We start from the raw sequence: 19,524 nt of genomic DNA on the forward strand, positions 1-19,524 counted from the left end.
GGCCGCTGCGCGGTCTCCCGTTTTTTTAAAAAAATACGAAAATATAAGTTTTTTCATAGCGGAAATCACGGAATCCGCGTCTCTTTTTGGGACGATTGCGGCAGATCGGATGCTTTTCTTGTCGCACTTTGGTAAAATGGGGTAGATCAACAGTAGGAGGCAACCACATGAGAACAGACGGACGACAATCGGATCAATTGAGACCGATTTCGATTACGACCCATTATAACAAATATGCCGAGGGCTCCGTGCTGATCGAAGTCGGCGAGACGAAAGTCATTTGCACGGCTTCGATCGACGAGCGGGTCCCCGCTTTTATGAAAGGGCAAGGAAAAGGCTGGATTACGGCGGAATATTCCATGCTGCCGCGGGCGACGCAAGTACGCAACCAGCGGGAATCGGCCAAAGGCAAGCTGAGCGGCCGTACGATGGAAATCCAGCGTCTGATCGGCAGGGCGCTGCGCTCCGTCGTTGATTTGCAGGCGCTTGGCGAGCGGACGATTACGCTCGATTGCGACGTGATCCAAGCGGATGGCGGAACCCGCACGACATCGATTACGGGCGCATTCGTAGCGATGGCGATCGCGATACATAAAGTTGCCGTACAGCATTCGCTTCCGCGGTTCCCGATTACGGAATTTCTGGCATCGGTCAGCGTTGGCATCATCCAGGGACAAACGCTGCTTGACCTGAACTACGAAGAGGATTCGAAGGCGAAGGTGGATATGAACGTCGTCATGACGAGCGGCGGCAAATTCGTCGAAATTCAAGGCACCGGCGAAGAAGCGCCGTTCAGCCGCACGGAGCTCGACGAGCTGCTGGGAAGAGCGGAGCTCGGCATTTTGCAAATGATCGAGCTGCAGAAGCAGGCGCTTGGTCCGATCAGCGATTGGGTGGGGAGAACCTCGAATGCAGCCGTCAAATAATATCGTCATCGTCGCCACGCAAAATAAAGGCAAAATCCGCGAGTTCGCCCATGCTTTCGCTAAGCTGGGCAAAGAAGTTCGCAGCATGTACGACTTTGCCGATATGCCAGACATCGTTGAGGACGGCGAAACGTTCGCCGACAATGCGCTCATCAAGGCGCGGGCGGTCGGCGATGCGCTCGGCCTGCCGACGCTGGCCGACGATTCCGGGCTGTGCGTCGACGCGCTGAGCGGGGCGCCCGGCGTCTACTCCGCGCGGTACGCCGGCAGCGGCGCGGCCGACGCGGACAACAACGGCAAGCTGCTGCGCGAGCTTGCCGCAATCGGCGCCGCCGTGCCTGCAGGCGAAGCCGGCGCTGCGGCGCCCGGCGCGCCGCGGCTGCTCAGCGCGGCGCAGTTTGTCTGCGCGCTCGTGCTGTACGATCCGTCGACCGGCCAGACGGTCGAGGCGTCCGGCACGGCGCCAGGGTTTATCGCGGCCGAGCCGCGCGGCGATAACGGGTTCGGGTACGACCCGTTGTTCTACGTGCCGCAATACGGCCGGACGATGGCGGAGCTGTCGCTTGAGGAGAAGCAAGCGATCAGCCACCGCGGACAAGCGCTCGAAGCGCTGCTCGAGCGCCTGCGATAACATGGCGCTGTCACAAAAGTGTTCGCATAGAATGGGAACAACCTGAATCATGAACGAAAGGACCTCAAATTCCACGTGCGCAGTGGAATTTGAGGTCCTTTTTTCTAGCTCTGAATCGGAGCTTTTCTTAATTTCGAATATGCAAAGGCGAATTTCAAAATACAGCCTTGCCGGCTTATTGGACCGAAACGCGGTATTCCTTCAGCCAAGTATTGACCTGGACGAGATAAGCGAACAGCTGAGGCCCCGTCATCAACTGGCCGAACCACGGGAGATTGAATTCCGAAGCGCCGGATGTCGCAAGCGATTTGATCTTCTGTACGTTGATGAACTGGAGCAGCGGGGAGGCAGGATCGTTTAAGATGTCGAGCAGCGCTTCTCGGACAGCCGCCATATAGTTCGGATTGTGTGTTTTCGGGTAAGGGCTTTTTTTGCGCGTGAGCACGTCGTCCGGCAATACGCCGCGGAGCGCCCTGCGCAGGATGCCTTTTTCGCGGTCGCCGGCCGTTTTGATCTCCCACGGGATATTCCACACGTATTCGACGAGCCGATGGTCGCAGAACGGTACCCGCACCTCGAGACCAACGGCCATGCTCATCCGGTCTTTCCGGTCAAGCAGCGTCGGCATGAACCGCGTAATGTTCAGGTAGGACATTTCCCGCATCCGGTTTTGCGCGGCATCTTCGCCGGCAAGGCGCGGCACTTCGGATAACGCCTGTTCGTAACGGTCCTGCACGTACTGCTCGGGACGCAGCCAGCCGCGCAAATCGGGCGACAGCAGATCGGCCCGTTCCTTCGTCGCGAGCGCCCAAGGGAACGTGTTCGACTTTAACGCTTCCTCGCGGTGGAACCAAGGGTAACCGCCGAATATTTCGTCCGCCGCCTCCCCGGAAATCGCCACCGTCGCATCCTTCTTGATTTCTTTGCAGAACAAGTATAACGAACCGTCGACATCGGCCATTCCCGGCAAATCGCGGGCGAGCACGCCGGTTCTAAGCGACTCGACGAGCTCCGGCGTATCGAACTCGATTTGATGGTGCACCGTTCCGAGATAGCGGGTCATTCGCTCGATCCAAGGCGCATCCTGGTTCGGTTGGAATGCACTCGACTGAAAATGCTTGTCGTTGTCGACATAATCGACCGAATACGTATGGACGTTGCCTTGCCCGGTTCGCTTGTAATATTGGACGGCAAAAGTCGTTAACGCGCTGGAATCAAGCCCGCCGGAAAGCAGGGTGCAGACCGGCACGTCGGAAACAAGCTGGCGCTCCACCGTATCCTGCAGCAGCTCCCGGACATGCTCGGCCGTCGCATCGACGTCCTCCGTATGCGGTTTGCTTTCCAACTGCCAATAAGCGCGGATGCGCAAGCCGCTCGTGTCATATACCATGCAATGTCCCGGCCGCAGCTCGGCGAGGTGCTTATACACGCCATGTCCGGGCGTTCTGGCCGGCCCTACGATGAAGATTTCGGCCAGGCCGTCGGCGCCGACTTCTCTTGGCACATCGGGATGGGCAAGAATCGCCTTCGGCTCCGAGCCGAACATGAACGTGCCGCCCCGATGCGCGTAGAATAAAGGCTTAACGCCAAGACGGTCCCGGGCGAGAAACAATTTTTGCTCCGCATCGTCCCACACCGCAAACGCAAAAATGCCGTTAAACCGGTCGACGCATGCTTCTTTCCATTCGATGTAGGAAACGAGCAGCACTTCCGTGTCGCAATGGGTATAAAACCGGTGCCCGCGTGACTCCAGTTCTTTGCGCAGCTCAAGCGTATTATATAGTTCACCGTTATATACAAGCGCGTAAGTTTGATCTTCCACCGTTCGGAGCATCGGCTGCGCTCCGTTCTCCGGATCGATGACGCTTAAACGGCGATGACCGAGTGCGCAGTGCGACGAAATCCACGTCCCGGAAGCGTCGGGACCGCGATCCGACATCGTTTCCGTCATCCGCTCCACAATATCCGAAAAATTCGTCAAATTTTTTTGCCAATCGATCCATCCCGTAATTCCACACATAAGTTGTTCATCCTCTCGAGTTTCCATGGGATGAAAACAATATATGCGAATGCCCAGGGGAAGATGTCTGTCCCCCTGCCCGCAGAAGGAGCAAATGCTGACATGGCCGGCCTTCCGCCCTGTAGTAAGGCCTAAAGTGTATGCTCAAACTTAACGTTTCATTTGAATGGAGGAAGTCAGCGTGTGCATGATCGACCCCATGCCGTCTCCGGCTTCGGCCGGATAGTCCGATTTGACGACAAGCTTGATCTTGCCGAGATCGTAAACTTCAAAGGCGGCGAAACGTTTGCCGATCGTATAGTTTTGCCGCTGTCCGGCAAGTTTGAAGCCGGCTTCGACTTTAAACGCGGTTCCCGATTTTTTGTAGCCGGCTTTGGCGAATTCCTGCTGCAGCTCGGATACGACCTGTTTGACGGTTTTTCCTTGCACCGTTTGCAGTTTCACGACCGCATTGCCCGCTTTTCCCATTTTTCGAAGGAAAGAAGCCTCTTCGGATTTATCGTTTACCGTTTGTTTCGTGAACGTGCCGTCGAGTTGAAATTGCAATCCGTATGGCTGAAGGGTGTATTGAACGACCCTCGATTTTTGCTCCATGCCTTCGACCATAACCGTGACCGTCATCGTTTTTCCTGTTTCCAGCGTGAACTTCTTTGCAAGGGGGGCGATTTTGAGCGATTTGACGATGCCGGCGGCATCTTGTTCCTTCACCGCGTCGGTCTTTAACGAAAAGTCGTATACATAACTGCGCCCTTTGTCCACGATCAAATAATGCGTTGTTTTCGCCGTTTCCGTGCTCCCCGACGCCGCGGTGTCGCCTTCTTCGAGCTCAAAGCGGACGACCTCGAAGGCGAAGCCTTTCAACGATTCGGAAGACAGGACGGTGCTATGGTTAGGCAGCAGATTGGCAAGCGGAACATCCTTGGAATAGCCAAGAACTTCGACTGTGCCAACGATGGATTTATTCTGCGTGAAACCAAGCGCACCCGATTTGTCGTTTCTTACGCTCCAGCTTTTGGGCACGGCGAGCGAATAATAAGGTGTTTGGACGCTCTGTTGTTCGATGGCGGCGACTTTTTTTTTCGTGTACCCTTCGGCGGCGTATACGCCTGCGGAAAGGGTGAGGAGTACTGCTGCAGATGCTGCGATTACGATTTTTTTCACGCGATGATCCCTCTTTTTCGAATTGTCATTTATTCTCAAGCTTTTATATAACGAATGGGACATGGTAAAAGTTGCACCCAAATTGTAATGTGCATATTCGCGTTTCGGCTTACGATACTACCTTAAAGGGAGGTGAGTGGACATGTCGGAAAAATATAAGGCGAACAAAGGGAACCAATATGCGCATAACGAAGAATTTGCTGAAGAAGTCGTTAAAAAAAACGTCAAGCACGCGGCGCAAAACAATCCGAGGAACCGCAGCGCAGAACCGAAAAACCAGTATTAGCCCCGTGGTTGTTCCCCTGATTCGCAAACAAGCCGGTCACGAAGCAATTGCTTCGCGGCCGGCTTGTCGTTGCAGGTACAACTTGGTATGAGTAACGTGCCCGCTAGTTTCTCCATCGCATACGCATCGCCGAAACGCGCCGACGCCCGCCGATAGATGGATGCTACGAAGCATCAGGTCTGCCAGGCAGACGCACCTTGAACAGGGCGCCTCCCCCGGGAGCGCCTTCCGCGACGATGTCTCCTTGATGCATTTCAACGATTTTTTTGACGATGGAAAGTCCTAATCCGCTTCCCCCGGTGCTCCGATCGCGCGCTTTGTCCGCCTTGTAGAATCGCTCGAACACCCGGGTCTGTTCTTCCGGAGGAATGCCGGGGCCCGAATCGGATAGGCTCACCAGCACGTCTTGCCCGTCGCGAGCCAGCTTGATCCCGATGGTCCCGTCCTCCGGCGTAAATTTTATACTGTTGTTCAGCAGGTTGACCCACACCTGACTCATCAAGATTTCGTCGGCCCATACTTCGATCTCTTCCAAGGAGATGTCCATATCGAGCCGCTTGGCCAGCCATAACGGCTCATTGGCCAATACGATGCTGCGCAGCTGCTTGTCGAGCCGGTACCGCTTCGGCTCAAAGGGCTGGTGCTTCGATTCGAGGGAGGCCAGCTTCAGCAAGTTGTCGCTTAATTTGCCGAGACGGACGCACTCCGTTTCGATGATGCCCAAGTAATGATTGCGTTCCTCCCGGCTGAGCCGCTCGTCTTGAAGCGCTCTGGCAAAACCTCGAATCGAGGTGAGCGGGGATTGGATTTCATGGGATACGTTGGAGATAAACTCCTGGCGCAATTGTTCCATTTGATTGAGCTCGACGGCCATATAATTGATATTTTCGATAATTTCCGTAAAAGGGCCTTGATGCTCCCGCTTGACGTCCAGCGTAACGTTAAAATTGCCTTTCGCGATTTGCCGCATGGCGTCGACAATCAGCTTGAAGGCCACGGCGCTGCGCTTGCGGAATGCGAGAGAAACGAGCGAAATAATCAGGCCGAAGAAGAAAAAGCCGAGAAGCCCGTTGACGATCATCTGCAGCAAGCCATGCAGCCTGAAGCCGAACCGATCGTATGAATAGTCGGTGACGTAATAAGCGGCGGACCAGCACGCCACAAGCATTGCTCCGAACGTAATGAAGCCTAGCGTTCCTTTCAGAAATCGCTTCAACCGTGTCATGGGAGCACCTCGAATCGGTAGCCTAATCCTCGCACGGTCGTAATCTTGAACGAATGGCGGTCTTCCGGAAACCGCTCGCGGAGCCGTTTGATATGGACGTCAACCGTCCGTTCGTCGCCTTCGTAATCGTAACCCCAAATTTGTTCGATGAGCTGTTCGCGCGACAACGTTTTGCCGGGGTAGCTCGCCAGCTTGAACAGCAGCTCGAATTCCTTCAGCGGCAGCGTCAAGCTCGTGGCGCCGACCGTTGCTTCGAATGTTTTTCGGTTCAGCATGAGCTCGCCGATTTGCACGGTCTGGGAGACGGCGATCCGGTATCGCTTCAGCAGCGCCTTCACCCGAACGACGAGCTCCTGCGGCTCGAACGGCTTCACCATGTAATCGTCGGTGCCGAGCTCAAACCCTTTGATCTTCTGCATCGTTTCGCCTTTGGCGGTCAGCATGAGCAGCGGCAGGTCGCTTTCGTGCTCGCGCAGCTCGCGGCATAGCTGCCAGCCATCCATGTTCGGCATCATGATGTCGAGGATGACAAGATCGGCTTTGATCGACTCGAGCATCGACATGGCTTGAACGCCGTCCGACGCCTCGAAGATGTCGAAGCCTTCGCCGCGCAGAAACAGCTTCACGAGCTCACGAATATGGGGATCGTCGTCGACGATGAGTATTTTGGTCATCTTCGTGCACCTCCTATTGCCCTATTATACCAGTTCTTTGATGCGAAGCTGCTGCGCGGCGAATTCCCGGTACATCGCATGCGTTTCCAGCAGCTGTTCGTGCGTTCCCCTGCCGGTGATGACGCCTTTCTCCACGAACAGGATTTGATCCGCATCCACGACAGTAGACAAGCGATGGGCGATGACCAGCGTCGTACGGCCTTCCATCAAGTTTTTGAGCGCTTGCTGCACGACGATTTCCGACTTGCTGTCGAGGCTGGCCGTCGCTTCGTCCAGCATCAGGATTTGCGGATCGCGAAGCAAGGCGCGGGCGATGGCGATTCGCTGACGCTGTCCGCCGGACAGCTTGACGCCCCGTTCGCCGACCTCCGTATCGTAGCCGTTCGGCAGCTCGTCGATGAATTGGTCCGCGTAGGCCATGGCGGCGACGCGCTTCAGTTCGTTGTCGCTGACCTCGTCGTCGATCCCGTAACAGATGTTGTCGCGGATCGTGCCCGCAATGAGCGGACTTTCTTGCGACACGTAGCCGATTTGGCTGCGCCAGGAGGAGAGCGAATAGGACTGGATCGGCTCGGAGCCAAGCTTGATCGTGCCGCCCGACGGTTCGTAGAAACGCTCGATGAGCGAGAACAATGTCGTTTTGCCGCCCCCGCTTGGGCCGACCACTGCAGTCACTTTGCCCGGTTCGATCGTAAAGCTGACGCCTTTCAGAATCGGTTCGCCGCCCTCGTATGCGAACGTGACGCGATCCGCCGTGATCGGCAGGTTGGCGAATCCGAGCGTTTGACCTTCGTCCGGATGTTCTTCCGGCGCATTTAGCGTGACGGCGATCCGTTCGGTTGCGCCGGACGCTTTTTGCAGCTGGGTGAAAAACTGCGTTAACTGCGTCATCGGCATGATGACTTGAATCAAGTACAAAATAAACGCGACAAGCGCACCCGCGGTCAACGCCCCGCTCGATACTCGCATGCCGCCGTAGCCGATGACGACAACGAGCAGCATCATCAGGACGAACGAGACAAGCGGCGAAATCATCGCTTGCACTTTGCCTTCCTTTAATCCGAAGCGGAACAAATTGACGATGCCGGTTTTGCCGCTTTCGTATTCGCGCCGTTCGGCGTTGGACGACTTCACAAGCCGGATTTCGGACAATACCTGGCTTAATATCGCGGTGAATCGCGCCGTTTCGTCCTGCAGTCCTTTCGATATTTTGTACATTTGCCTTCCGAGCGGGAATAAAATCAGCACGGTTAGCGGAATGGCGATCAGCATGATCAGCGTCATCTGCCAATCCAGAGCGATCAATATGGCGATGGACCCGATAATCGAGATGATGCCCGTAATGAATCCGGTCAAATGCTCGGTAATCAGCCCTTTGACGACGCCGGTGTCGTTCGTCATCCGGCTGATCGTTTCCCCGGTACGATTGTTGTCGTAATAGGCGACAGGGAGGACGAGCAGCTTCTGCCACAGCCGGTCGCGCAGACCCGCGACGACGGTTTGACCGACGTGATTGAGAAGGTAGATGGAGACGCCGCCCGCAACGACTTGCGCGATGAATGCAGCCGCGATGCCGGCGATTTGCATGCCGTTTACCGACGACAACGTAAAGCCGTCGACGAGATTTTTCGTAAACATCGGAATAACGAGACTGACGACGGTTGAGGTGATGCTAAGCGCAAGCGCGATCGCAAGCTTCAGCTTGGACGGCTTCGTTTGCATGACAAGACGCATGAACTGCCGCCAGCTGCCTGCTTGTTTGTTCTTTTTGGTTTGTTCGGTTTCCTTGGTTTCCTTGATTTGTCGCTCCATGATACCACTCCTATATGTCTTGGTAGCTTATCTAGCTTCGTTCCGTTTCTGAATCCCACTATAATTGCTCAATATGAACTGAATATGAATGATGCGTCGACGGCAAGCGACGATTGGCCGACCGGAGGAATCATTCTATTGCGAACAAAAAAACTGCCCTGAAACCATCTCGGATGGTCAGGCACAGCCTTTTGATACGCTTTGATTGGTCTTTTAATTTCTCGTAAAATCGATGAATCGCGATCCTTGATACGTCAGCGTGCCGTGATCGCCCTCTACGAGAAGTCCGAACTCGTTTCCGTTCAGCCCTAGCTCAAGCCGTTCGCCGTCTTCGAATTCAAATGTCATGTAATACGATGTATTGGCACTCGATTGCCCCGAGCCTCCCCATACTTCGGTCCGTTTGGCGACGATCAGCGCAGGCTTTGTCTGACGATCCGCCGCGTTATTACGAGACCACGTAAGCAGCCCTCTTCCGACGATAAAGACGAAGACCCCGATAATGATCACGATGATTGCGGTAAAGGCGAATTGGAAAAGAGGAGGAGGACCAAAGCCCGGCGGTCCGCCAAATCCGAAGTCCGAATCCATGAAACCAGCTCCATTTTAGATTAGTTTTGATTTGTGTATTATTGTTACGTTATTTTTGCCGGTAAAGTTTCGGTTTGCGCGATTCTCCATCGGCCGAATGACCGAGGCAATCGAGGGAATATCCGTGCAAACGAATCTGCTATCGCTGAATGCAAGCATTGAAGCCGCTAGAGCGGGAGAGTCCGGCAGAGGCTTTAGCGTCGTCGCCGGGGAGATCCGCAAGCTCGCCGAGGAATCGAACCAATTTGCGCAGCGAATCGCAGGGATCGTGAACGGGCTCATTGCCAGAACGAATCAAACGGCGGAACAAGTAGCTGCCGGGTTATCGGCTGTAGAAGAGAGCCGCGCAGGTGTCGAGCGTTTGTCGGCTCCTTCGAGCAAATCCGCAATCATGCGGAAGATGTGCTCCAGCAAGCGGCGTTGCTTGACGATAGGGTCGGCGATATTCGGTCGCTTAGCGTCACCATATTGGAGGAAACGACGTCCGTTTCGGCCATAACCGAGCAAAGCGCGGCGTCGGTGCAAGAAGTAACGGCCAGCGTGGAAGAGCAGGACAGGCGGATCGACAACATCGTGCAAAGCTTTCATCAGCTTGAACGGCTTGTGCAGAAGCTTGATACGCTCAGCAAAGAGTGAGTTGGATTATGAACCGGGAGGTTGTCCGGCAAGGAGCCTCCCTTTGCTTCGTCTAGGGATATGTTAATGATTGCAAGTTGCAATTAACGAGTTGAAACGGGAGAATAATGGTCTATACTGAGGTAAGGAGGGGTGGCCATGTGCGGAAGATATACGATTACGATTTCATTCGAAGAAATGATGCATCGGTTCGCCATCGACGGCGTGGCGCCGCCTTACCATAAACCGCGGTATAACGTAGCGCCTTTTCAGCATGTACCAGCCATCGTTGGCGACGGTCGGCGCAACCGGATCGGCGAGCTGCGTTGGGGACTTGTCCCTTCTTGGGCGAAGGATGATAAAATCGGCAGCAAAATGATTAATGCACGAGCGGAGACGCTTATGGAGAAGGCCTCGTTTCGACCGCTTCTCAGTCGCAAACGCTGTATCATCCCGGCCGATTCCTTCTACGAATGGCAGACGGTCGGCGGCAAAAAGCGGCCGTTGCGGATCATGCTGAAGGACGGTGCGATGTTCAGCATGGCGGGCCTGTACGATATATGGGAACATACCGGAACAGGCGAAAGGCTAAGTACCTGCACCGTCATTACAACGGAGCCGAACCGATTGGTGGCGCCGATCCATAACAGGATGCCTGTCATACTGGCGCCCAAGGACGAGGCCGCATGGCTGGATCGCAATAACGGCGATGTCGCAAGTCTGCTTTCGCTTCTTAAGCCGTACGATGCCGACGGAATGCACGCGTACCCTGTATCTGATGTCGTTAACAAGGTCCAGAACGAAACGGAGGAATGCATCCGGCAGGTTGAGGCGGATTGGATCGGTTAAACTGCGGGGTGCAATCATTTACAAATAACACGAGTATAAAACAAAAGCAACGCTGCCCGAAGAGGGTGCGTTGCTTTTTTTGCCATTAAAGCGAAATATGGACCAGCCGGCCTTGCTGAACGATTGTTGCTTGTTTGTTCTGAGCTTGGATCGAAGCGATGTCGCTTATGCTGCCCGCGATTCGTTTTTCCGCTGCGCTTGTCAGACTGGAAACGTACAGTCCTTGGTCATGGAAGCTATATACTTTGCCTGCCTTGACGTCGATGTCGGCGATCCAATAATAATTGCTTTTCAGCGAAGTAACTTTGCCTGTCGCAAAGTCGTAGAACGAGGTTTTATCCTCGGCATTGTTCAGGAAGGCGATTCCCTTATCGTTAACGATGTTGTATGTACCTTCATCGCAGCCGCTCATGTTGAACAGCTTGCCGTTCAATTCGGCAACAGGGCTGACGTTTTTGCCGTCTAAGTCCGATTTTAGCAAACCGTTGCCTTTGACGAGGTAAAGCGTATTGCCGCTGATCGAGAAGTTTTGCACGTTCACGGCGACTGTTTGCGGCGATGCATTGCCTGACGCGAGTTTCATCAGATCAAAGCCTTCGAATGGGCTGGATTTCACTTTCAAGTAATAGATCGCGTCTTTGTAAATCTCGAATTGCGCTCCGACAGACGAAATTTCGTCATCGGTAAGCAGGGACATGTTGCCTTGAGCGTCGATGGAGTACAGGTTGTACAAGTCGCCAAAGCCTCCGCCGCATGATGCGCTTTTGTACACGGCATTGTACTTGAATTGGGTGAAAATCCCTTTGCCGTCCAGCTCGCCCGCCTTTCCGACCGATTTGGTCAGCAGTCCCGCGGTTCCCTGCTGCAACTCGCTTGGTTCCGCTTGCTCCCCGGCTGTTTGGATCGAATACTCCAACCCCGCAAACAAATTGTCGATGGACTCATCCTGCTGTAGTTTGCGTACGGCGTCTGTAATGAGGGCAGAAGGAGCCGCGTTGTCCGGACCGCTGAAGTAAAGGCCGGTTTCAACGGAAGTTGAGCCCGTTACGGTGTAAAAAAACGATTTTTGTTCCGGTTGTGCGGGGGCCGCCGCTACGATGCCGGTACTTCCGAATAATAGAGCGACCAACGATACGATTGCTGTAGTCTGTTTAAGCCAATGGTTTCGTTTCATGGTAGAAACCTCCTAAAAAATGGGCCTTGATAAGTCAAAGTCAAGGTACCATGCAGTGAACATGCATGTCAAGTCGAAGGGCGATTGCTGCATCGTTCCAGCATTCCGAATATTCCTTTTAGGGTGAAAATGGAAGGTTTTCGTCAATCTATGTCGAATTGATAGAAAGACACGAACGATATAGAGAGAGGAGCCTTCTTGTTGCGATACAAAATCGGAAGTATTGTCGTATGTTCTGTTCTTCTTTTCGGCGCTGTTCATTCAGTAGATTCGGCCGCCCAGGCGAAAACGACCAAAGAGGGCGTCAACGTTGGGACCGGAACTAGTGCGAAGCGGGCAGGGAAAGAATACGCCAGAAGCAAGGTGGATCGATTAAATGTGCGCACGGAGCCGAATCCATCCGCAACGATCATTCAAATGATCGGGAAAACGAAGGTTTACCAAGTATTGGACAAACAGGACGATTGGGTAAAGATCGGGTTGTCGGACGAAGGAGACGGCTGGGTGTCTGCCCAATATATCGAATATGTGAAGGATCAACCATCGCCTCAGCAGAAGGTTGTCAAAATGACCAAAAACACCAACCTGCGAAGCGGACCGGGAACAAACTACAAGATCGTCGGCAAAGCCGGACCGGGCCAATCTTTCCCGATCGTCGATACGGAGGGGGAGTGGTACAAAGTATCGCTTCGGGACGGCGGGACAGCTTATGTCGCGAGTTGGGTCGTGAACGCCGATAAATACAAAGTGTATATTTATCATACTCACAATCGCGAGTCCTGGAAAAATGTCGCCGGCAGCACGAAAGGGTCTTCGGTCAGCAACCCGAACGTCAACATTACATTAGTCGGCAAGGAGCTAGGGCAGCTATTGCAGAAGAAGGGCATTCCCGCGCTAATCGGGGACGACGATTTCACCAAGAAGCTGGAGGACCAGAAGCAAAGTTACGGCGATTCCTATTCGGAGTCGCGAAAAGCCGTCAACGCGGCGATGAAAGCTCATCCTTCCCTGGCTTATTTTTTCGACATCCATCGCGATAGCGATCTTCCGCATAAAACCACCTCGGTAAAAATAGGCGGCAAGACGTATGCGCGAATCCTGTTCGTTGTCGGTACCGATCATCCAAATTATGCGAAGAATAAAAAATTCGCCGAAGCACTACACGCTCTTCTGGAAAAGAAATATCCCGGTTTGTCGCGAGGCATTGTGCAGAAAAGCGCGAAGGAGGGGAACGGGGAGTACAATCAATCCCTTTCCCCCGGCAGCCTGCTGCTGGAATTCGGAGGCGCGAACAATACGCTGCAGGAAAGTTTACGAACGGCGGAAGCTTTCGCCGATGTTTTTGCGGATTATGTCGGCAGGGCTAAATCCACTTGATGCCGATTGATGCCGGAGCAACATTTTGGCATAAAACCTCCCGAAAGGGAGGTTTTATTGTTATGCTGGATGCGACTCGGACGAGGCCGCGTTTGCGGGCAGGGCTGCCGAAGTGCGTATGTTGCCCGAGAGTGCGGAGAATGTTAGCTTGGAAAAAGTGTGCAGGTTATAGTTATTCTTGATGCTGGATCATTTTTGCCGCGCAAGCGAAAAAATGGTGACGCAGAAGCGGCGGTTTGTGAGCAGGTTTCGAGTGTGCGGAACGGCTGCCGAGAGTGCGGAGAATATTAGCATGGGGCAAACGCGCCGGTTGTTCTTTTTGGGTTGCTTTATGCGCTTCTGCAAGCAATTTGCCTAAAATAACTGGAAAAGATGTAGTTAATAAGAATGAAAAATTCGCAGGGGAAAAAATAACTGGAAAACATGTATTTAAATAACCCATTTTCTCTAGTAATGAATAAAACCGAAAAAAATAACTGCATGTTTTCCATTTAATGCCGTGGAAATGGGCGATACAGGCGAAATTAAGGGCAGGAAATACAGTTATTTTTGAAACTGGATCATTTTTGACGCCCTCAGCGAAAAAATGGCGACCCAGAAGGGATACTCTCCCTACGGTCGAGACTGCGAAGCGGAATTAGCGAAGCGTCGCTCCGACGAACCCTCCGGGGGTACTCATCCCCGTTTCTGTGTCGCCATAGCAAAAAACCTCCCAGAGGGAGGTTTTGTTGTTATGTAGAATGGCGACCCAGAAGGGATACTCTCCCTACGGTCGAGACTGCGAAGCGCCGCTCCGACGAACCCTCCGGGGGTTCTCGTCCCCGTTTCTGTGTCGCCACAGCAAAAAACCTCCCCGAAGGGAGGTTTCAGAAGCAATAAATGGCGACTCAGAAGGGATACTCTCCCTACGGTCGAGACTGCGAAGCGCCGCTCCGACGAACCCTCCGGGGGTTCTCGTCCCCGTTTCTGTGTCGCCACAGCAAAAAACCTCCCCGAAGGGAGGTTTCATAAGCAATAAATGGCGACCCAGAAGGGATGCTCTCCCTACGGTCGAGACTGCGAAGCGATTTCAGCGAAGCGTCGCTCCGACGAACCCTACGGGGGTTCTCTTCCCCGTTTCTGTGTCGCCATAGCAAAAAACCTCCCCGAAGGGAGGTTTCATAAGCAATAAATGGCGACCCAGAAGGGATTCGAACCCCCGACCAACGGCTTAGAAGGCCGTTGCTCTATCCAGCTGAGCTACTGGGTCATAATATAACAATGGAGCGGGTGAAGGGAATCGAACCCTCGCCTCAAGCTTGGGAAGCTGGCGTTCTACCATTGAACTACACCCGCATTCATTTTTAAGCGAGCATGGTTTATAATATCATAGGGCATAGTGAAAATCAACATATTTTTTTCTGAACTTCATTTTCATGTTTCGTTGCCCCCACTTTTTTCAAAAGGACCGGCAACTATGTTACAATGGTGCCAATCCCTTGTTCAAATATGAGCAAAGCATAAGGTTCATTCCATACTTAGCTTATATCATCGGTAAACGAATGCACCGATTGGGACGGAGCAGTACGTTTATCTTTGCCCGGAGCGGATTCCTCCGGTACAACGCGAGCGCATGTGGAGACAATGGCTGTACCGGAAGCGGACAGGCTTTTGAACAACGTTTTCCCGCGGGAAAACCGGAGGTGAGACGATACGGATACGAACAAACAAAACGTTTTTTTATTCCCGAAGACGCTTGATTATTATCAAATTCAGCTGACCCGGATGCTGGAGACGGAACGATATAAGGAAGCTGTCGAGCTGCTTCAGTTCCTGCTCCAGTGCCAGGGTGAGGACGAGCGGAACTATGAGGAGTGGCGCGCGCTTCACGAATGGCTGCTGTCCGCCTTTCCGGCGCTGGAGTCGGAGACCTGGGAAGCAGGCAGGTTCTACGGAGAAGAGGACGAAGAAGAGGACGAGGAAGGCGAGTCGGAGCATGACATGGCCCGGCAGCATGCGCGGGCGAAAGCCGAAGTCGACAGTCAATATGCGAAGAAGCTGCTGGACACGCTGCTGGCCGACGTGACGATCGACAAGAAGATGCTGGCGCTTGAACAATTGGCATTTGTCGAGCATCCCCACATCAATGATACATTGATCCGCTGGGCCGAGCACGTCGATCTGCACCCGCTCGTTCAACTGAAAGTGTTGCAAACGCTCAAGCATCGCAACGTGAAGGGCCAAATTCGGATGCGCAAGTCGGGCGAGGACGTTCTTCTCGATCTTGAGGATACGCCGCTATCTTACGGTGACTTTCATCCGTCGCTGCACCGCGTGGTGGATCTGCTGAGGGAAACGAGCGAAGTCCAGCACCCGATGCTCGCTTATTTTGCCGAGGAGATGTGGAAGGAATTTTTATTTTACATATACGGCACTTCGGTTTATGCATTGCTTCATGAAGAGGATGAACATACGACGGCTCTCTGGGCAGCCGCTCTGCACCATGCCGTTCTGGAGGCGATGACGGGCAAAGCCGATCCCGAAGCGACGATGGAATTGTACGGAATTACCGAATCGTTGCAGTTCCGGTTCGAGCAAGCTTACCGTTTTATCCGCAATTATGCGGCAACTTCGTTCCGTCCGGAAGGGATGCCTTGAAATGGACGAGTTTTCTGTTTATAATGGAATGGTTATTTGTCTGCGGGTAAATATTAACTTACATTAAATGCCAAATGAAGCAACATGCGGATTGGCTAAATTTGTTGGAGGGGAAAGCATAAAATGAAAGCAAGCTGGGAAAAAATAGAGAAGAACGTAGGCGTTCTTGATATCGAAGTGAATGAAGAGCAAGTTGCAGGCGCTCTGGACAGAGCGTTCAAAAAAGTCGTTGCCAAAGTTAACGTACCAGGCTTCCGTAAAGGTAAAGTGCCTCGCCAAATTTTCGAAAGAAAATTCGGAGTGGAAAGCCTCTACAACGACGCGATCGAAATTATTTTGCCAGAAGCTTATACTGAAGCTGTTAAAGAAGCGGGCATCGAGCCTGTAGACCGTCCGGAAGTGGAGATCGAGCAATTCGCTAAAGGCCAAACGATGAAGTTCAAAGCGAAAGTTACGGTTAAACCGGAAGTTACCCTTGGCGATTACAAAGGCATCGAAGTGCCTGCGACATCCACGGAAGTTACGGAAGAAGAAGTGAACGAAGAATTGAACCGCCTGCAGCAGCGTCATGCCGAGCTTGTCGTTGTCGAAGAAGGCGCGGCGCAATCCGGCGACATCACGATCATCGATTTCGACGGCTACGTTGACGGCGAAGCTTTCGAAGGCGGCAAAGCGGAGCGCTATTCGCTCGAGCTTGGCTCCGGATCGTTCATCCCTGGCTTCGAGGACCAAGTCGTTGGCATGTCCATCGGCGAAGAGAAGGACGTAAACGTAACTTTCCCTGAAACGTACCATGCGGACAACCTTGCCGGCAAAGCGGCCGTGTTCAAAGTGAAGCTGCATGAAATCAAACGCAAAAACTTGCCTGCTCTTGACGACGAGTTCGCCAAAGACGTCAGCGAATTCGAAACGCTCGAGGAGTTCAAGCAAGACGTTGTTAAACGTCTGACGGAAAGAAAACAACAAGAAAACGAACAACAACGCGAAGTTGCTGTCGTTGAAAAAGCTTCGGAAACGGCCGAAGTCGAAATTCCGCAAGTGATGATCGAGACCGAGCAGGATCAAATGGTGAGAGAATTCGAAAACCGTTTGAGAATGCAAGGCATGAACCTGGAGCTGTACTTCAAATTCTCCGGCCAAAACGAATCCGCTCTGAAAGCGCAAATGAAAGACGACGCACAAAAACGCGTTCGCAACAACCTTGTGCTGGAGCAAATCGCCAAAGCCGAGAACATCACGGTAACGGAAGATGAAATCAACGAAGAACTGGAGCAGCTGTCCCAAGCTTACAGAAGACCTGCCGACCAACTGCGCGAAAACTTAGTCGCAAGCGGCGGATGGGAAAGCTTTACAAGCGATTTGACCGTCAAGAAAACGATCAAGTTCCTTGTTGAGAACAGCAAAACGGCTGCAACTGTAGCGTAAATGGAGATATAAGGCACGTATACTTCTGCGTGCCTTATTTTTACCTCAAAACATCTGTACATAAACCGGTTCATACACTAATACTAGACTTATGAAAAATGACATCGCAAGCGGAACGTGTTAGAATAAAGCTGTTAGGATCTTGAAGAGGAAAAGAGGTTGAGCACATGAGTCTGGTACCTATCGTTGTAGAACAAACGAGCCGTGGGGAGCGTTCCTACGATATATATTCGCGGCTGCTGAAGGACCGAATCATTTTTCTGGGGAGCGCGATTGATGACGATGTTGCCAATCTCATCATAGCGCAGCTGCTGTTCCTGGCCGCGGAAGATCCGGAGAAGGACATTCACTTGTATATCAATTCCCCGGGCGGTTCCGTCACGGCGGGAATGGGCATATACGATACGATGCAATATATTAAACCGGACGTGTCGACGATTTGCGTCGGCATGGCGGCAAGCATGGGGTCCCTTCTGCTTACGGCCGGGGCGAAAGGCAAGCGCTTTGCGCTGCCGAACAGCGAAGTGATGATTCACCAACCGCTCGGAGGCGTTCGCGGGCAAGCGGCGGACATTAAAATCCATGCGGATTGGATTATCAAAACGAAGCAAAAGCTGAACCAAATTTATGTCGACCGTACCGGACAGCCGATTGAAAAAATCGAGCGCGATACCGACCGCGACTTCTTCATGAGCGCGGAGGAAGCGCAAGCTTACGGTCTGATCGATGAGGTTATCACTCGGCTCAAATAATGTTAAAGGGGTGATCCCATGTTCAAATTTAACGACGAAAAAGGACAGCTGAAATGTTCCTTTTGCGGAAAATCTCAGGATCAAGTGCGCAAGCTCGTAGCCGGTCCTGGCGTATATATTTGTGACGAGTGCATCGAATTGTGCACGGAAATCGTCGAGGAAGAGCTCGGTCATGAAGAAGAGCTTGACCTGAAGGACGTGCCGAAGCCTAAAGAAATCCGCAACATTTTGGATTCCTACGTCATCGGTCAGGAGCATGCGAAAAAATCGCTTTCCGTTGCCGTGTACAACCATTACAAGCGGATTAATTCCCAGAATAAGCTGGAAGACGTTGAACTGCAGAAGAGCAACATTCTTCTCGTAGGTCCGACCGGCTCCGGGAAAACGCTTTTGGCGCAAACGCTCGCCAAAATATTAAATGTGCCGTTTGCGATCGCCGATGCGACATCGCTGACGGAAGCCGGCTATGTAGGCGAAGACGTCGAAAATATTTTGCTGAAGCTCATTCAAGCGGCAGATTACGATGTGGAAAAAGCTGAGCGCGGCATTATTTATATCGATGAAATCGACAAAGTCGCCCGCAAATCGGAAAATCCTTCGATTACGCGCGACGTTTCCGGTGAAGGCGTGCAGCAGGCGCTGCTCAAAATTCTCGAAGGAACGGTTGCATCCGTTCCGCCGCAAGGCGGGCGCAAGCATCCGCACCAGGAGTTCATCCAAATCGACACGACGAACATCCTGTTTATTTGCGGCGGCGCATTCGACGGCCTGGAGCAAATCATCAAACGCCGGATCGGCAAAAAGGTGATCGGCTTCGGAACGGGCGGCGACGGCCAGAAGGACTTGAAGCCTGGCGAATATTTGTCCCTCGTGCTGCCTGAAGATTTGCTGAAATTCGGATTGATTCCGGAATTCGTCGGCCGTCTGCCGATCATTTCTTCGCTGGAGCCGCTAGACGAGGCTGCGCTTGTACGCATCCTGTCCGAGCCGAAAAACGCGCTCGTGAAGCAATACCAGAAGCTGCTTGACATGGACAATGTGAAGCTGGAGTTCGAACAAAGCGCTCTCGAGGCGATTGCCCGGGAAGCGATCAAACGGAATACGGGTGCGCGCGGCTTGCGGGCGATCATCGAAGGCGTCATGCTGGACGTGATGTTCGAAGTGCCGTCCCGCGACGATGTAACGACTTGCATCGTTAACGAAAAGGTGATTCAGGATAAGCTGGCGCCGGAGCTGACGACGAAGAAGGGCAAGAAAAAAGAAGAAAGCGCGTAAGCGCCCATGTCGAGATCATTTGTGGAAAGCGGACATTTTCCGGCGAGTACACAGATGTTCTCGGCAATTTTGTGCTTATACGTCCTAAAGCACG

17 protein-coding genes, 2 tRNA genes and 1 pseudogene are annotated in these 19,524 nt (G+C 52.9%); 11 read left to right on the top strand and 9 right to left on the bottom strand.

Going from position 1 to position 19,524, the window contains the following annotated elements; all coding sequences use genetic code 11:
• Positions 1-167: 167 nt before the first annotated feature.
• Both rph and AC0LWM_RS18140 read left to right on the top strand, forming a co-directional pair.
• Positions 168-926, top strand: a complete 759-nt coding sequence (gene rph, locus AC0LWM_RS18135) for a ribonuclease PH (RefSeq protein ID WP_474676387.1) — start codon at positions 168-170, stop codon at positions 924-926.
• The gene (locus AC0LWM_RS18140; protein WP_474676388.1) at positions 910-1,557 is read left to right on the top strand and encodes a non-canonical purine NTP pyrophosphatase; all 648 of its coding nucleotides are present in this window, start codon (positions 910-912) and stop codon (positions 1,555-1,557) included. The genes rph and AC0LWM_RS18140 overlap by 17 nt, the downstream gene beginning before the upstream one ends.
• A 175-nt stretch (positions 1,558-1,732) precedes the next feature.
• On the opposite strand, the gene asnB is transcribed toward AC0LWM_RS18140, so the two are convergent.
• Both asnB and AC0LWM_RS18150 read right to left on the bottom strand, forming a co-directional pair.
• Complete coding sequence (gene asnB, locus AC0LWM_RS18145; protein WP_474676389.1) at positions 1,733-3,577, bottom strand: asparagine synthase (glutamine-hydrolyzing); 1,845 nt, start codon at positions 3,575-3,577, stop codon at positions 1,733-1,735.
• Positions 3,578-3,727: 150 nt separating this feature from the next.
• A complete protein-coding gene (locus AC0LWM_RS18150) occupies positions 3,728-4,738 on the bottom strand; it encodes a hypothetical protein (RefSeq protein ID WP_474676390.1) in 1,011 nt (336 codons plus the stop codon).
• Positions 4,739-4,880: 142 nt separating this feature from the next.
• Between AC0LWM_RS18150 and AC0LWM_RS18155 the strand changes: the two genes are divergently transcribed.
• Positions 4,881-5,024 carry a hypothetical protein gene (locus AC0LWM_RS18155; protein WP_474676391.1) on the top strand — a complete coding sequence of 48 codons (144 nt, stop codon included), beginning with the start codon at positions 4,881-4,883 and terminating at the stop codon, positions 5,022-5,024.
• 163 nt (positions 5,025-5,187) lie between these two features.
• Here AC0LWM_RS18155 and AC0LWM_RS18160 read toward each other — a convergent pair whose 3' ends face one another.
• From AC0LWM_RS18160 to AC0LWM_RS18175, 4 genes are all read right to left on the bottom strand, one after another.
• On the bottom strand, positions 5,188-6,249 hold the full coding sequence (locus tag AC0LWM_RS18160) for a HAMP domain-containing sensor histidine kinase (protein WP_474676392.1): 1,062 nt from the start codon (positions 6,247-6,249) through the stop codon (positions 5,188-5,190).
• Positions 6,246-6,923 carry a response regulator transcription factor gene (locus AC0LWM_RS18165; protein ID WP_474676393.1) on the bottom strand — a complete coding sequence of 226 codons (678 nt, stop codon included), beginning with the start codon at positions 6,921-6,923 and terminating at the stop codon, positions 6,246-6,248. The genes AC0LWM_RS18160 and AC0LWM_RS18165 overlap by 4 nt, the downstream gene beginning before the upstream one ends.
• Before the next feature lie 24 nt (positions 6,924-6,947).
• A complete protein-coding gene (locus AC0LWM_RS18170; RefSeq protein ID WP_474676394.1) occupies positions 6,948-8,735 on the bottom strand; it encodes an ABC transporter ATP-binding protein in 1,788 nt (595 codons plus the stop codon).
• 213 nt (positions 8,736-8,948) lie between these two features.
• Positions 8,949-9,326, bottom strand: coding sequence for a DUF2500 domain-containing protein (locus tag AC0LWM_RS18175; protein ID WP_474676395.1), 378 nt, complete (start codon positions 9,324-9,326; stop codon positions 8,949-8,951).
• Positions 9,327-9,444: 118 nt separating this feature from the next.
• Between AC0LWM_RS18175 and AC0LWM_RS18180 the strand changes: the two are divergent.
• From AC0LWM_RS18180 to AC0LWM_RS18190, 3 genes and pseudogenes are all read left to right on the top strand, one after another.
• Positions 9,445-9,825 (top strand): annotated as a pseudogene (locus AC0LWM_RS18180) (methyl-accepting chemotaxis protein); the annotation flags it as partial.
• Positions 9,795-9,962 carry a hypothetical protein gene (locus AC0LWM_RS18185; RefSeq protein WP_474676396.1) on the top strand — a complete coding sequence of 56 codons (168 nt, stop codon included), beginning with the start codon at positions 9,795-9,797 and terminating at the stop codon, positions 9,960-9,962. The pseudogene AC0LWM_RS18180 and the gene AC0LWM_RS18185, both read left to right, overlap by 31 nt.
• Before the next feature lie 138 nt (positions 9,963-10,100).
• Complete coding sequence (locus AC0LWM_RS18190) at positions 10,101-10,790, top strand: SOS response-associated peptidase (protein ID WP_474676397.1); 690 nt, start codon at positions 10,101-10,103, stop codon at positions 10,788-10,790.
• Positions 10,791-10,875: 85 nt separating this feature from the next.
• Here the strand turns inward: AC0LWM_RS18190 and AC0LWM_RS18195 are convergent, their stop codons facing one another.
• Positions 10,876-11,964, bottom strand: coding sequence for a hypothetical protein (locus tag AC0LWM_RS18195; RefSeq protein WP_474676398.1), 1,089 nt, complete (start codon positions 11,962-11,964; stop codon positions 10,876-10,878).
• A 198-nt stretch (positions 11,965-12,162) separates the two neighbouring features.
• Here AC0LWM_RS18195 and spoIIP point away from each other — a divergent pair, with 198 nt between their 5' ends.
• Positions 12,163-13,341 carry a stage II sporulation protein P gene (gene spoIIP / locus AC0LWM_RS18200; RefSeq protein ID WP_474676399.1) on the top strand — a complete coding sequence of 393 codons (1,179 nt, stop codon included), beginning with the start codon at positions 12,163-12,165 and terminating at the stop codon, positions 13,339-13,341.
• 1,172 nt (positions 13,342-14,513) lie between these two features.
• Here the strand turns inward: spoIIP and AC0LWM_RS18205 are convergent.
• Together AC0LWM_RS18205 and AC0LWM_RS18210 are read right to left on the bottom strand one after the other, a co-directional pair.
• Positions 14,514-14,590: transfer RNA gene (locus tag AC0LWM_RS18205), tRNA-Arg, on the bottom strand.
• Positions 14,591-14,602: 12 nt separating this feature from the next.
• Positions 14,603-14,676: transfer RNA gene (locus AC0LWM_RS18210), tRNA-Gly, on the bottom strand.
• A 429-nt stretch (positions 14,677-15,105) separates the two neighbouring features.
• Here AC0LWM_RS18210 and AC0LWM_RS18215 point away from each other — a divergent pair.
• From AC0LWM_RS18215 to clpX, 4 genes are all read left to right on the top strand, one after another.
• Positions 15,106-15,978 (top strand): hypothetical protein, encoded by an 873-nt coding sequence (locus tag AC0LWM_RS18215; RefSeq protein WP_474676400.1) that lies wholly within the window; start codon positions 15,106-15,108, stop codon positions 15,976-15,978.
• 123 nt (positions 15,979-16,101) lie between these two features.
• A complete protein-coding gene (tig, locus tag AC0LWM_RS18220; RefSeq protein WP_474676401.1) occupies positions 16,102-17,403 on the top strand; it encodes a trigger factor in 1,302 nt (433 codons plus the stop codon).
• A 167-nt stretch (positions 17,404-17,570) separates the two neighbouring features.
• A complete protein-coding gene (gene clpP / locus AC0LWM_RS18225) occupies positions 17,571-18,155 on the top strand; it encodes an ATP-dependent Clp endopeptidase proteolytic subunit ClpP (RefSeq protein ID WP_474676402.1) in 585 nt (194 codons plus the stop codon).
• An 18-nt stretch (positions 18,156-18,173) separates the two neighbouring features.
• Positions 18,174-19,430, top strand: a complete 1,257-nt coding sequence (gene clpX, locus AC0LWM_RS18230) for an ATP-dependent protease ATP-binding subunit ClpX (RefSeq protein ID WP_474676403.1) — start codon at positions 18,174-18,176, stop codon at positions 19,428-19,430.
• Positions 19,431-19,524: the final 94 nt, after the last annotated feature.

The organism is Paenibacillus sp. sgz302148 (assembly GCF_056120465.1).